Source organism: Kineococcus deserti, from assembly GCF_050871945.1.
In the GTDB taxonomy this organism is placed as follows: domain Bacteria; phylum Actinomycetota; class Actinomycetes; order Actinomycetales; family Kineococcaceae; genus Kineococcus.
Genome location: NZ_JBJLSI010000030.1, coordinates 1 through 12765 on the forward strand (window position 1 = coordinate 1; position 12765 = coordinate 12765).

13 protein-coding genes are annotated in these 12765 nt (G+C 73.8%); 2 read left to right on the forward strand and 11 right to left on the reverse strand.

The window, feature by feature from the left end; genetic code table 11:
* Nucleotides 1–127 precede the first annotated feature (127 nt).
* The 9 genes from ACRYR2_RS19245 to ACRYR2_RS19285 form a co-directional block, all read right to left on the reverse strand.
* On the reverse strand, nt 128–724 hold the full coding sequence (locus ACRYR2_RS19245; protein WP_432564499.1) for a MerR family transcriptional regulator: 597 nt from the start codon (nt 722–724) through the stop codon (nt 128–130).
* Nucleotides 725–863: 139 nt separating this feature from the next.
* Nucleotides 864–1343 carry a bifunctional nuclease family protein gene (locus tag ACRYR2_RS19250; protein ID WP_432564500.1) on the reverse strand — a complete coding sequence of 160 codons (480 nt, stop codon included), beginning with the start codon at nt 1341–1343 and terminating at the stop codon, nt 864–866.
* 70 nt (nt 1344–1413) lie between these two features.
* Nucleotides 1414–2127, reverse strand: coding sequence for a transcriptional regulator FtsR (gene ftsR / locus ACRYR2_RS19255; protein ID WP_432564560.1), 714 nt, complete (start codon nt 2125–2127; stop codon nt 1414–1416).
* Nucleotides 2128–2168: 41 nt separating this feature from the next.
* Nucleotides 2169–2687, reverse strand: coding sequence for an FHA domain-containing protein (locus ACRYR2_RS19260; protein WP_432564501.1), 519 nt, complete (start codon nt 2685–2687; stop codon nt 2169–2171).
* A 147-nt stretch (nt 2688–2834) separates the two neighbouring features.
* Nucleotides 2835–3218, reverse strand: coding sequence for a glycine cleavage system protein GcvH (gene gcvH / locus ACRYR2_RS19265; protein ID WP_432564502.1), 384 nt, complete (start codon nt 3216–3218; stop codon nt 2835–2837).
* Between the two features lie 43 nt (nt 3219–3261).
* A complete protein-coding gene (locus ACRYR2_RS19270; RefSeq protein WP_432564503.1) occupies nt 3262–4020 on the reverse strand; it encodes a DUF881 domain-containing protein in 759 nt (252 codons plus the stop codon).
* Nucleotides 4017–4349 (reverse strand): small basic family protein, encoded by a 333-nt coding sequence (locus tag ACRYR2_RS19275; RefSeq protein ID WP_432564504.1) that lies wholly within the window; start codon nt 4347–4349, stop codon nt 4017–4019. The genes ACRYR2_RS19270 and ACRYR2_RS19275 overlap by 4 nt, the downstream gene beginning before the upstream one ends.
* 68 nt (nt 4350–4417) lie before the next feature.
* Nucleotides 4418–5287, reverse strand: coding sequence for a DUF881 domain-containing protein (locus ACRYR2_RS19280; RefSeq protein WP_432564505.1), 870 nt, complete (start codon nt 5285–5287; stop codon nt 4418–4420).
* A complete protein-coding gene (locus tag ACRYR2_RS19285; RefSeq protein WP_432564506.1) occupies nt 5284–5904 on the reverse strand; it encodes a CDP-alcohol phosphatidyltransferase family protein in 621 nt (206 codons plus the stop codon). Before ACRYR2_RS19285 ends, ACRYR2_RS19280 begins: the two co-directional genes overlap by 4 nt.
* Before the next feature lie 267 nt (nt 5905–6171).
* Between ACRYR2_RS19285 and ACRYR2_RS19290 the strand changes: the two genes are divergently transcribed.
* On the forward strand, nt 6172–6927 hold the full coding sequence (locus ACRYR2_RS19290; RefSeq protein WP_432564507.1) for an SDR family NAD(P)-dependent oxidoreductase: 756 nt from the start codon (nt 6172–6174) through the stop codon (nt 6925–6927).
* Nucleotides 6928–7202: 275 nt separating this feature from the next.
* Here ACRYR2_RS19290 and ACRYR2_RS19295 read toward each other — a convergent pair whose 3' ends face one another.
* Together ACRYR2_RS19295 and hrpA are read right to left on the reverse strand one after the other, a co-directional pair.
* Nucleotides 7203–7622 carry an Hsp20/alpha crystallin family protein gene (locus ACRYR2_RS19295; protein WP_432564508.1) on the reverse strand — a complete coding sequence of 140 codons (420 nt, stop codon included), beginning with the start codon at nt 7620–7622 and terminating at the stop codon, nt 7203–7205.
* A gap of 110 nt (nt 7623–7732) precedes the next feature.
* Entirely contained in the window at nt 7733–11914 is a 4182-nt protein-coding gene (gene hrpA, locus ACRYR2_RS19300; protein WP_432564509.1) for an ATP-dependent RNA helicase HrpA, read from the reverse strand.
* Between the two features lie 179 nt (nt 11915–12093).
* On the opposite strand from hrpA, the gene ACRYR2_RS19305 reads away from it, so the two are divergent.
* Nucleotides 12094–12696, forward strand: coding sequence for a hypothetical protein (locus tag ACRYR2_RS19305; RefSeq protein ID WP_432564510.1), 603 nt, complete (start codon nt 12094–12096; stop codon nt 12694–12696).
* Nucleotides 12697–12765: the final 69 nt, after the last annotated feature.

The following is a 12765-nucleotide window of genomic DNA, read 5'->3' on the forward strand; positions in this document are numbered from 1 at the left end:
CCGACCCCCCGCCCCCCCCCCCCCCCCCCCCCCCCCCGCCCCCCCCCCCCCCCCCCCCCCCCCCCCCCCCCCCCCCACACCCCCCCCCCCCGCCCCCCCCCACGGCGGGTTCTCGCTGTGGGTGGGCTCAGCCGGCTTCGCGGGCGGCCCGGCGGCGGGAGAGCTCGTCGGCCAGGACCATCGTGGGCCGCTCCTGCTCGCGCGGCGCGGGACGTTCACTGGGCAGCGAGGCCAGTTCGCCCTCGACCTCGCGCCAGACCCGGCCGACGGCGATGCCGAAGACACCCTGCCCGCCCTGGACGAGATCTATCACCTCGTCGGCCGAGGTGCACTCGTAGACGCTGGCCCCGTCGGACATCAGCGTGATCTGGGCCAGGTCGTCGACACCGCGTTCACGCAGGTGCGTCACCGCGGTGCGGATCTGGTGCAGCGAGACCCCGGTGTCCAGCAGCCGCTTGACGACCTTCAGCACGAGGATGTCGCGGAAGCCGTACAGGCGCTGGGAGCCGGAGCCGGAGGCTCCCCGGACGCTGGGCTCGACCAGACCCGTACGGGCCCAGTAGTCCAGCTGCCGGTAGGTGATGCCGGCGGCCTTGCAGGCCGTCTGCCCCCGGTAGCCGACCTCCTCGTCGAGGTCGGGAAGGTCCTCTGCGAACAGCAGACCCTGCGCACGCACGGGTGGGGACTTCCGCGACGACCCCGCGACTGCGTCGCCACTGCTCACGCCGGCCTCCTCGTCATCGCCACCCGTCGAGGTTTCGAACGGAAGCGTTTCTGCACACTGACCGTAGAAGAGCACCCCCGGAGCGTCAACGAGGCGCGCGGCGCGGCGTGGCCCGTGACCTTATCGTGACCCGGACGGCTCAGCGGTCACCCGAACCGGACTCGAAGTCCTCGGGTGAGATGTGGTCGAGGAACTCGCGGAACTTCTCCACCTCGTCCTCGTCCTCGTCGGGCACCGGAACGCCGCCGGAGTCCAGCACGCCCTCGGCGCTGACGATCGGGCAGCCCACGCGCAGCGCCAGCGCGATGGCGTCCGACGTGCGCGAACTGACCGTCAGCCCACCGTCGAAGGCGAGCTCGGCGAAGTAGACGTTGTCCTTCACCTCGACGATGCGCACCTCCTCCAGACGCCGTCCCAGCGCCTCGATGACGTCCTTGAGCAGGTCGTGGGTCAACGGCCGCGGCGGCACGACCCCCTGCTGGGCGAAGGCGATCGCGCTGGCCTCCGGCGCCCCGATCCAGATGGGCAGGTAGCGGTCGCCGTCCCGCTCGCGCAGCAAGACGATCGGGTTGTTGGAAGGCATCTCGACCCTGACACCGATGACATCGAGCGCTCGCACGACTTCACCGTACCCCTCCTGCCCGCCGGCCGACCGGTCGGCCGCGCCTGGACCGCGGGGCCGGGGCGAGTCAGCGGGTGGCCCGCCCCAGCGCACCGGCGACCAGGGCCGTGTGCAGCCGCAGGCAGGCCGCGGCGATCTCGCGCGCGACCTGGTCGGCGCGGGCCGCGGACTCGGCCGAGCCGGAGCGCCCACCCCGGTGCAGCGGCGCGGCGACCTGCTCGGCCAGGGCCACCTCGCGGTCGGCGGCCGTGCGGAACATGCGCAGGTGCCGGGCCTCGATCCCGTGCGCCGCCAGCGAGGCCGCGGCCCGCAGGACCTCCAGCGCCTCGCCGTCGTACCAGGGACCCCCGGGGGCCGGCGACAGGACGCCGAAACCCTCGAGCGCGTCGAGCAGTTCGGACTCGACCCCGGACTCGCGCAGCAGTTCGCCGCGGGTCAGCCGCAGACCGGCCGCGTGCCCGTCGAAGCGGTCGGCCGCGGGGACACCGGCGGCGACGGCGATCTCGGGGACCCGCGGGGCGGCACCGGGCTGCTCGGCCGGTTCGAGGCCGCGGTCCAGCGCCTCCAGGTTCTCCCGGATGACCTTCAACGGCAGGTAGTGGTCGCGCTGGGCGCACAGCACGTAGCGCAGGCGGTCGACGTCGTCGGAGGAGAACTTGCGGTACCCCGCCGCGGTGCGGCCCGGCTCCACGAGCCCCTGCTCCTCGAGGAAGCGGATCTTGGAGATCGTGATGTCGTCGAACTCCGGGCGCAGGATCGCCATGACCTCGCCGATCGTCATGCGCGGCGCGCTGGGGTCCAGCGCCCGGGCGTTGGCGCCGCTCACGCCTTGCCCTGCGCGCTCACCCGCGGGCTCGGGTGGTACTCCAGGCGGTACTTGCCGATCTGGACCTCGTCACCGGCCTTGAGCAGCGCGTCGTCGATGCGCTCGCGGTTGACGTACGTGCCGTTGAGGCTGCCGACGTCACGCACCCGGAACCCCGGGCCGGAGGCCGGGTCGGGGGCGCGCAGGAACTCGGCGTGCTTGCGCGAGACGGTCACGTCGTCGAGGAAGATGTCGCTGGTCTGGTGCCGGCCGGCCGAGGTCCGCTCGGCGTCGAGCAGGAACCTCGAACCGGCGTTCGGGCCGCGACGCACCACCAGCAGCGCCGACCCCGCCGGCAGCGCGTCGATGGCCTCGGTGTCGTCACCGGTCAGGCCGCGGTCGGCACTCTCGTGGACCTCGGGGACCACCAGTCCTGCGAACGACATCGTGGAGTCGATCGGACGTTCGGGGGCCGACTGCCCGGGAGTCGTCCCGTCGTTCGGCCCGTCCTCCGGCACGGTGCCCGGCGAAGACATCGACACCACCCTCTCGTGACAGATCACGTGACCACTCCCTGCAGGCGAGCGATCACGCTTGGAACTTCGAAGGCCACCCTAGCCGGGCCGACCGCGCAGGTCAGCCCGCCTGTCGCGCGTGTTGGGTCACGCGTGTGAACGCGGACCTCAGCCCGCGTGCGCGGCGTAGCTCTCGGCGTCGAGCAGACCGTCCACCTCGGAGGGGTCGCTGGGGGTGATGGTGAACATCCAGCCGTCGCCGTAGGGGTCGGTGTTGACCAGGTCCGGGCGGGTCTCCAGACCCGGGTTGTGGCCGGAGACCGTGCCGGAGACGGGGGCGGTGATCTCGCTGACGCTCTTGGTCGACTCGACCTCGCCGCAGGCTCCACCCGCGCTCACGGTCTCGCCCTCGGCCGGCAGCGAGACGTAGACCACGTCGCCGAGCGCGTCCTGGGCGTGGTCGGTGATGCCGACGCGGACGGTGCCGTCGCCCTCGACGCGCACCCACTCGTGCTCGCTGGTGTAGCGCAGGTCGGACGGGACGTTCGACATGTGGTGCTGAGCTCCTTCGACGGGGACGCGTTCCTGCTCCGGATCACTGCTCCGGCGACGCCGGGCGAGCGTACTGAGGCGCCGAGACGGCGTGCAAGGCGGTGACCTGCACGTCCTGCCCGCCCCCGTCCTGACCCGGCACCTGCACCACGTCGAGGTCCGCGCCGGCCGAGCGCAGGGTCTCGCGGACGCCGCCGGGGATGTCCAGGGCCGTCGCCAGCGTCGGCGGGTCCCCGATGACGCTGACGGTGTACGGGGACGCCTCCAGCGTGCCGTCGACGAGGACCCCGCCCGTGGAGTCGGTGAACGCGGTCTGCGCCACGACGCGGGAGGAGCCGATCTGGATCGCCTCGGCGCCGGCGTCGCGCAGTTCCTGCACCAGCTGGATGACGTTGGTCGAGCGCAGCGCGCCGGTGCGGTCGGTGATGGTGGCCACGATGCCCGGGCCGTGCGCGGGCAGCGTCCCGGCCAGCAGGCCGTACTCCTGCGCACGCGCGGCGGCGGCCTCGGCCGCCGCCTGCGCGGAGTCCGACCCCTCGGTGAGCTCGCGCCGGGTGGCCTCGAGGTCGCGCACCTCCTGCTCGAGCCGGTCGCCGCGTTCGGTGGTGTCGTCCAGGATCCGGACCAGGTCGCTCTCGCGCAGGTCGGCCAGCCCCGAGACGTCGGTCTGCCGGACCTGCACGACGATCGCGAAGGCCAGTGCGGCGCAAAGGATCCCGGCCAGCAGCTGGCCGCGGGTGGCGCGCGGGGCCGCCGCGCGCCACAACCGCCGCCAGGGCCCGGCGGCCTCGTGGGCGCTCATGCCCTGAACAGGTGCCGGCGGATCGCGGCGACGTTGGAGAAGATGCGCACGCCCAGGACCACGACGACCCCCGTCGACAGCTGCGACCCGACGCCGAGCTGGTCACCGAGGTAGACGATGAGCGCGGCCACGACGGCGTTGGACAGGAACGAGACGACGAACACCTTGTCGTCGAAGATGCCGTCCAGGACCGCGCGCAGGCCGCCGAAGACCGCGTCGAGCGCCGCGACCACCGCGATCGGCAGGTAGGGCTGCAGGAACACCGGCACCTCGGGCTGCAGCAGCACCCCCGCGACGATCCCCACGACGAGTCCGACAGCTGCGATCACGTCGGGAAACCCTACTGGGCGGCGCGCCCGGGCTCCGGCTCCGACGCGTTGCGCCCCGGTGACGGCGGTCACGGGGTCTGCGCGAGCCTCAGGGCGGTCCGGCCGGCGGGCAGCTCGAGCTCGTCGGCGGTGTTCACCTGGGCGCGGACGCCGTAGTTGTCCCGCAGCACCTGCACGTACCGGCCGGCGACGGAGGTCGCGAAGGCCGTCTGCATCGCCGTCCGGTCCCCGACGGCCGAGACCGTGTACGGCGGCGTCAACGGGCGGTAGTCGACCAGGACGGCCTCCCCGGCGGCGCGGATCGAGGACAGCGCGGACAGCCGCTGCCCGTTGACCGCGACGGCCTCGGCGCCGGACTGCCACAGACCGTTGACGACGATCTGCACGTCCCGGTCCACGACCCGCCCGGAGGTGGCCGACGCCGTCTCCTCCTGGGCGGGGGCGTCGTCGAGGACGACCTGCAACCCCGGGCCGGTGACGGCCGTGGCGGCGGCCGCGACCTGCAGGGCCTGCGCCTCCACGTCCGCCGAGGCGGCCGGCGCACCACCCAGCTGCGCGGCGAGGGCGGCGTTCCCGGCCTGCAGCGAGGCGACCTGCTGCGCGAGGTCGTCGGAGCGGGCGGTGGTGGCCTCGATCCGTTCCAGCAGCGCCCGCCGGCCGCGGTCGGCGGCCGGTTCGGCGGCGGCCGCGCGCAGGCCCGCGACGGCGAAGAGCCCGCCGATCGCCAGCAGCGCCACGACGGTGACCAGCCGCGAGGACACGCGCGAGGACCGGGACGGCTCCTGCCCGCTCTCGGCGCGGCGCCGGGCCGCGGCCTCGTAGCCCGGGTCCAGCGGGTGCGTCATGACCTCGGTGAGCAGGCGGGTGCTGGCGGCCGGGTCCCGTGGCCGGTCCGGGTCGGCCGGCGTGCGCGGCAGCCCCGGCAGCGTGAACCTCACGCGCGTCCCCCGCGGTGTTCCCCGCGGTGTTCCCCGCGGTGTTCCCCGCGCCACAGCTGCCCGACCTGCTGGACGTAGAGGATCCCGGCCCACCAGTACAGCCCGGTGCCCCACAGGGCGAACGCCCAGCCGAGGGCGCCGGCCACGAGCGAGAGCGTCGGCGACAGCTCCCCCAGCAGCAGCAGCGGGAAGGCGTACAGCAGGCAGAACGTGCCGGCCTTGCCCAGGAAGTGCACCGGCAGCGCGCTGTGCCCCAGCTTCGCCAGCACCGGCAGCGTGGCGACCATGGTCAGGTCGCGGGCGACGAGGACGACCACCAGCCACCACGGGACGAGCCCGCGGTAGGCCAGGCCCAGCAGCGTCGTGAGGATGTACAGCCGGTCGGCGAAGGGGTCGAGCAGCTGGCCGATGCGGGTGACCTGGTTCCACCGGCGGGCCAGGTTGCCGTCGAGGTAGTCGCTGGCGCCGCTGACGGCCAGGACGAGCAGCGCCCAGCCGTCCCGGCCGTCCACGATGAGGACGGCGAAGACCGGCACCAGGACCAGTCGCAGGAAGCTCAGCGCGTTGGGGATCGTCCAGACGCGGTTGCTGACGACCTGTTCCCCCGCCGCCACCACGCCCGTCCCACCTTCCCGACTCACCCGGCTCGAACCAGCAGCCTACGGCCCGGAGAGGCGGCCGGCCGTCGACGCCGTGCCGCGCACCGGATCCGCAGTGCCCGGTGCCGGCGCATCCGGACCTCGCGGCGCCGGCGGTCCCCGGTGTGGTGGAGGTCACCGTCGCCGCGTCCACGACCGGCGCAGCACCGCGCCCCCGGGTCGTTCGCCAGGCGTACGATCAACAGCGTTGTCCGACACATGTCGATGAGATCAGAGGAGATCACCATGGCCACCTACGACCTGAGCAACCGCTCCGCGATCGTGACCGGCGCAGGGTCCGGCATCGGCCGCGCCGTCGCGCTGGAGCTGGCGAGGAACGGGGCGTCCGTCCTGGTCGCGGACCTCTTCGCGGAGTCCGCGCAGAAGGTCACCGACGAGATCACCGCGGCGGGCGGCACCGCCAAGGCCTTCGCCGGCGACGTCGCCGACTACGACGTGAACGTCGCGATGGTCGCCGCGGCCGGCGAGCTGGCTCCGCTGAAGGTCGCCGTCAACAACGCCGGCATCGGCGGCGAGGCCGCGCCGGTCGCCGACTACTCCCTGGACAGCTGGCACAAGGTCATCCAGGTCAACCTCAACGCCGTGTTCTACGGCCTCAAGGCGCAGATCCCCGCGATGGTCGCCGCCGGCGGCGGCTCCATCGTCAACATGGCCTCGGTCCTGGGCAGCGTCGGCATCGCCCAGTCCAGCGCCTACGTCACCGCCAAGCACGCCGTGGTCGGGCTCACCAAGAACGCCGCGCTGGAGTACTCGGCGCAGGGCGTGCGCGTCAACGCCGTGGGCCCGGGCTTCATCCAGACCCCGCTCGTCGACGCGAACCTGTCGGCCGACGTCAAGGCCGCCCTCGCCGCGCAGCACGCCGTGGGCCGCCTCGGGCAGCCGGCGGAGGTCGCGGCGCTGACGGCGTTCCTGGCCAGCGACGCCGCGAGCTTCGTCACCGGCTCCTACCACCTCGTCGACGGCGGCTACGCCGCCCACTGAGGCCGGCGGGTCCGGCCGCGCCCCGCAGGACGCGGCCGGACCGGCACCGCCCGCGGGCGGCCCACGCTCCCGGCCGGTCGGCCGACGGTCCGGCTCCTGGTCGGCCGGCGCCGGCGCGGCCGGCCGCCCCCGAGGCGGCGGCCCCGGCCGCAGGACGGGCACGCCCACGCGCAGCAGTTCCGCCACGATCGCGCGGAACTCCGCCTCGACGCGGGCGTCCGTCCACTCGCAGACCGGGTCCACCGCCGGGTCCAGCACGGTGCGCACCGCGGCCCTCAGGAGCCGATGGCCTGCGGGCTGTCGTGCGTCTCCACCGCGATGCGCCGGGGTTTGGCCTTCTCGGCCACCGGGACGCGCAGCGTCAGCACGCCCGCGCCGTAGCTCGCGGCGATCTTCTCGGTGTCGAGGTTGTCACCGAGGATGAGCTGCCGGCTGAACACGCCGCGCGGCCGCTCGGCCGCGATCATCTCGTCGGTGCCCTCGTGGACGGGGCGCTGCGCCCGCACGGTGAGCACGTTGCGTTCGACGTCCAGCTCCACGGTGGACGGGTCGACCCCCGGGAGGTCGAACTCGACGACGAACTCGTCCCCGCGGCGCCAGGCGTCCATCGCCATGACGGCCGGTCGTGCCGACGTCCCGAGGACCTGCTGCGTGAGCCGGTCGAGCTCGCGGAAGGGATCAGTGCGCATCAACATGGCCACCACCTCCAGTGCGAGAGAAGTAGATGCGCTCCAATCGGGTCACCGGACAGGGCCGGTGCCCATGGCATTGATTTAGCACTCCGCACGCGCGAGTGCAAGAGGTCTCAGCCGATCTCGGCCAGGGCCTTCAGCACGCGCTCGTCGCTCACCGGGTGGGCCGTCGGGATGCCCGGGGCGAACTTCTGCAGCCGCAGTTCCTCCAGGGTCCAGCGGATGCGCGCCAGTTCCGGCGGGACGGGGGTTCCCGCGCGCCGCACCCGGTTCGCCCACTCGTCCCGGACGCGGGCGAACTCGGCCATCCGCACCCGGTCGCGCTGGGGGTTGTCCGGCATGGTCGCCAGCCGGCGGTCGATGCCCTGCAGGTACCGCAGCAGGTCCGGCAGCCGCTGCACACCGGTGTCGGCGACGAAACCGGCGTGCACCAGACCGGAGAACTGCTCGCGCACGTCGGCCAGCGAGGGCACCAGCGCCAGGCTGTTCGTCCGGGAGATGTTGCGCTCCACCCCGGCCGCCGTGCGCAGCACCCGTACCGTCCGGTCCACGGCCGTCGCGGTGAGCTCGGCGAACCGCGGGCGGACGGCGGCGACGAGCCGGCCGAACTCCCCCGACGACCGCACCGATCCCCCCTCGAGCTCGTCGAGCAGCTGCGCGGCCGCGGCGTGCGCGCAGTCGGCGACCACGGCGTTCGCGTTCCCGTGCGGGGCCCGGGCCAGGAGCAGCTTGGCGTCGTTGGCCAGCCCGTCCTGCACCGCCCGCGCCGGCGAGGGCAGTGCCAGCAGCAGCAGGCGCAGCACCCCTTCGCGGTGCGCGGTCCGGGCCTGGTGGGGTGTCGGGAACGTCCGCAGCCCCACGGTGGCCCCCTCGTCGACCAGGGCGGGGTAGGACGTCACGTCGCTGCCGCGCACGACGCTGGTGTGGGTGTCCGGAACCACCTCGGGCAGACCGGCCCACGACGTCAGACCCGTGCGCTGCACGTCGTCCGCGGCGGCGGTGAGCGTCTCCTCGACGGTCGACTCCAGCTGGGCGCGCAGCCGCGGGAAGTCCTTGCCGGCCGCGATGACCTTCCCGTCGGCGCCCCGCACGCGGAACGTCGGCCGCAGGTGCGCGGGGACCTTGGACCAGTCGACGTCCTGCTCGTAGATCTCCGTCCCGTCGCCCAGGGCGGGCAGCTCCCGCTCGAAGGCGGCCCAGAACTGCTCGGCGTGCGGGCGGACGCGCTCGAGGAACCGGGCCGCCTTGTCCGGGGCGGGCGCGAGGTTCCTGCGCAGCTCCTTGGGCAGCGAGCGGATCATCGCCGTCACCAGGTCGTGCCGGAACCCCGGCACCTGCCACAGCAGGTCGCGGTCGTCGAAGCGGTTGACGACCTCGACGGGCACGTCGACGCTCAGGCCGTCGGCGGCCGAGCCGGGGTCGAAGACGTACTCCAGCGCCAGTTCCAGGTCGCCCTGCCGCCACGTGCGGGGGAACTGCTCCTCGCTCACCGCGTCGTCCTCGGTGACCAGCATCGCCGGGTCGAACGTCAGCAGGTCGGGACTGGCGCGCCGGGCGTCCTTCCACCAGGCGTCGAAGTGCCGTCCGGAGACGACGTCGGCCGGGATGCGCGCGTCGTAGAAGGCGAAGAGCACCTCGTCGTCGACGACGATGTCGCGTCGCCGGGCGCGGTGCTCGAGCTCCTCGGCCTCGGCCAGCAGTTCGCGGTTGCGGTGGAAGAACGCGTGCCGGGTCTCGAAGTCGCCCTCGACGAGGGCGTGGCGGATGAACAGGTCCCGCGACAGCTCGGCGTCGATCGAGCCGTAGGCGACGGTGCGCCCCGCGACGACGGGGACCCCGTAGAGGGTGACGCGTTCGGTGGCCACGACGGCGGCGCGCTTGCGCGACCACCGGGGCTCGGAGTACGTGCGCTTCACGACGTGCTCGGCGAGCGGCTCGATCCACCGGGGGTCGATGCCGGCGGCGACACGCGCCCACAGCCGGGACGTCTCGACCAGTTCGGCCGCCACGACCCAGTCCGGGTTCTTGCGGCCCAGCGAGGAACCGGGCGACAGGGCGAACTTCGCCCCGCGCGCTCCGAGGTACTCCGGCGCTGGCCGCCGGCTCCCAGCCTGCGGCCGCCGCTGCTCGCGCCGGCCGCCCGTGTCCTCACGGACGTCCTTGAGCCCGATGTTGCCCAGCAGCCCGGACAGCAGCGAGCGGTGCACGGCGTCGGCGTCGTAGCCGGGGTCGGGGAACAGCTCCCCCTCGGCGAGCTCGGCCGGTGCCGGGCGGTCGACCTCGAAACGCAGGTCGCGCACCACGCGGCGCAGCTGGGCGTAGGTGTCCTGCCACTCCCGGATGCGCAGGAAGTGCAGCATCTCGGCCTTGACCCGGCGCCGGAACGCCGAGCTCGACAGGTCGCGCTGCAGGTGCTGCAGGTAGGACCACAGGTTCAGGTACGTCAGGAAGTCCGACGTCTCGTTGCGGAACCGGGCGTGCAGCTGCGCGGCGCGCTCCCGCTGTTCCAGCGGACGTTCGCGCGGGTCCTGCACGGACAGCGCCGCCACGACGACGAGGACGTCGTGCAGGCAGCCGTTGCGCTGCGCCTCCAGCACCATCCGCCCCAGCCGCGGGTCGATGGGCAGCCTCGCCAGGTCCCGGCCGGTGCGGGTCAGCCGCGGCACCCCGCGGTCGGTCGGCCGGGCGTCCTCGAGGGCGCCGAGCTCGGCCAGCAGGTCCAGGCCGTCGGTGATCGCCCGACGCTCGGGGGGTTCGACGAACGGGAACGCGGCGATGTCGCCCAGTCCCAGCGAGGCCATCTGCAGGATGACCGCGGCCAGGTTGGTGCGCAGGATCTCGGGGTCGGTGAACTCGGGCCGGGACTCGAAGTCGGCCTGGGAGTACAGCCGGATGCAGATGCCGTCGGCGACCCGGCCGCAGCGGCCGGCCCGCTGGTTGGCCGAGGCCTGTGAGATCCGTTCCACAGGAAGGCGCTGCACCTTGGTGCGGTGGCTGTAGCGGGAGATGCGGGCGGTGCCGGCGTCGACGACGTACCGGATGCCGGGAACCGTCAGCGAGGTCTCGGCCACGTTGGTGGACAGCACGATCCGCCGGCCGGAGTGCGGCCGGAACACCCGGTGCTGCTCCTCGGCCGACAGCCGGGCGAACAGCGGCAGGATCTCCGTCCCCCGGAACTCGCGCTCCTTCACCAGGTCCGCCAGCGCGTCGGCGGTGTCGCGGATCTCCCGTTCGCCGGGCAGGAACACCAGGACGTCGCCCGGCCCCTCGGCGGCCAGTTCGCGGACGGCGTCGAGGATGGCCTCGGTCTGGTCGCGGTCGTCGCCGACCAGTTGTTCCAGCGCGTCGTCGTCGGAGTCGAGGGAGTCCCCGGCCTCCTCCAGGTCGGCCCCGAGGAGTTCCTCGGCCAGTTCGGCCGCCAGCAGCGGCCGGTAGCGGACCTCCACGGGGTAGGTGCGGCCGGAGACCTCCAGGACCGGCGCACCGCCGAAGTGCCGGGAGAACCGCTCGGGGTCGATCGTGGCCGAGGTGATGACGAGTTTGAGGTCGGGCCGGCGCGGCAGCAGCTGGGCGAGGTAGCCCAGCAGGAAGTCGATGGTGAGGCTGCGTTCGTGCGCCTCGTCGACGATCAGCGTGTCGTACTGCAGCAGTTCGGGGTCGCGCTGGATCTCGGCCAGCAGGATGCCGTCGGTCATGACCTTCACGAGGCTGTCCTCGCCGACGGTGTCGGTGAACCGGACGGCGTACCCGACGGTTCCGCCGAGGTCGGTGTGCAGTTCCTCGGCGACGCGTTCGGCCACCGCGCGGGCGGCGATGCGCCGGGGCTGGGTGTGCCCGATCCGGCCGCGCACGCCACGGCCGATCTCCAGGCAGATCTTCGGCAGCTGGGTCGTCTTGCCCGAGCCTGTCTCACCGGCCACCACGACCACCTGGTGCTCGCGCAGCGCGGCCGCGATGCGGTCCTTCTCCTGGCTGACCGGCAGCTGCTCGGGGTAGTCGACGGCGGGCACGCCGGCCGCCCGGCGGGCGGTGCGCGCCTCGGCGGCGGCCGTGAGCTCCTCCAGGGCCGGCAGTTCGGCCTCGAGGGCGTCGGCCGGCCGCCGGGTCAGGCTCGCCAGCCGGCGCCGGAGGCGGTCCTCGTCGCGCAGCGAGACGGACCCCAACCGCTGCGCCAGGGCCAGGGCACGCGGGTCGTCCGGCAGCGCGGCCGGGTCGGTCGCGGGACGGCGGCCGGACCCGGGACGGGAGGGGCGGCGGGAGGCGGGCCGGGAACGTCGCTGCGAGGACCGTGACATGACCGCCCAAGTCTAGGCTCCCCCGCTGCGCTTCACCCGATCGGAGCAAGGGGTGACGTTCCGTAGACACCCGAAAGGAGCAATGTCGCCTCCTGTACTTGTGCGGCATCGCCCGGACGGGTCACGCTCCTCATGGTCGTCACGCAGAGCGACGACTGATTCACTCTGGGGGGAAGACCATGACCGTTCTCGCACGCCCTGCCACCCGCCGCGTCCTCGGCGCCGCGGCCGCCCTGGCCCTCGGCGCCGGCGTCGCCGCCGCCACCCCGGCCACCGCCGCCGACCGTCCGGCCCGCACCGTCGCCGACGTCCGCAGCGGCGCGGTCACGAGCAAGCTCGTCGCCGTCGGGGACGCGCTGGCCGTGCGCAGCACCATCGGGCCCCTGGACGCGCCCAGCTACGTGCAGTCCTCGCTGTACGGCAAGGTGACGGCCGCCTGCTTCGACGACGGCGCCGTGGTGCCCGGCACCGGCCGCAGCGCCGGCTGGATCCGCACCGGTTCCCTCGACGCCGCCCCCTTCCAGGGCGGCGACGTCGAGGCCTACACCGACGCCACCACGGCCGTGACGACGATCTCGGCCGACGTCGTCCTGAAGGGCATCCTGCGCGACCGGGCCGGCGACCTGGAGGCGCTGGACTGCGCCGAGGGCACGACCGCCGGCTGGTACCGCTACCGGATCACCGCGCTGGCCTCCTCCCGCGCCACCTTCGACGGCACCGTCACCGGCACCTACCGGGCCTCGCTGTCCCACACGTACTCCTTCCCGGCCCCGCCGGCCTGACCCACGGCCTGACCCACCGGGGGAAGTGCCGCGCCCGCGCATCCGCGAACCCCTGCGCACCGGAAGGGG

Bases quoted from the DNA above. Each gene is read 5' to 3' on its own strand.
- ACRYR2_RS19305 (WP_432564510.1), top strand. From the start codon at position 12,094: ATGACCGTTCTCGCACGCCCTGCCACCCGCCGCGTCCTCGGCGCCGCG.
- hrpA (WP_432564509.1), bottom strand. From the start codon at position 11,914: ATGTCACGGTCCTCGCAGCGACGTTCCCGGCCCGCCTCCCGCCGCCCC.
- gcvH (WP_432564502.1), bottom strand. From the start codon at position 3,218: ATGTCGAACGTCCCGTCCGACCTGCGCTACACCAGCGAGCACGAGTGG.
- ftsR (WP_432564560.1), bottom strand. From the start codon at position 2,127: ATGACGATCGGCGAGGTCATGGCGATCCTGCGCCCGGAGTTCGACGAC.
- ACRYR2_RS19290 (WP_432564507.1), top strand. From the start codon at position 6,172: ATGGCCACCTACGACCTGAGCAACCGCTCCGCGATCGTGACCGGCGCA.
- ACRYR2_RS19270 (WP_432564503.1), bottom strand. From the start codon at position 4,020: ATGAGCGCCCACGAGGCCGCCGGGCCCTGGCGGCGGTTGTGGCGCGCG.
- ACRYR2_RS19260 (WP_432564501.1), bottom strand. From the start codon at position 2,687: ATGTCTTCGCCGGGCACCGTGCCGGAGGACGGGCCGAACGACGGGACG.
- ACRYR2_RS19295 (WP_432564508.1), bottom strand. From the start codon at position 7,622: ATGTTGATGCGCACTGATCCCTTCCGCGAGCTCGACCGGCTCACGCAG.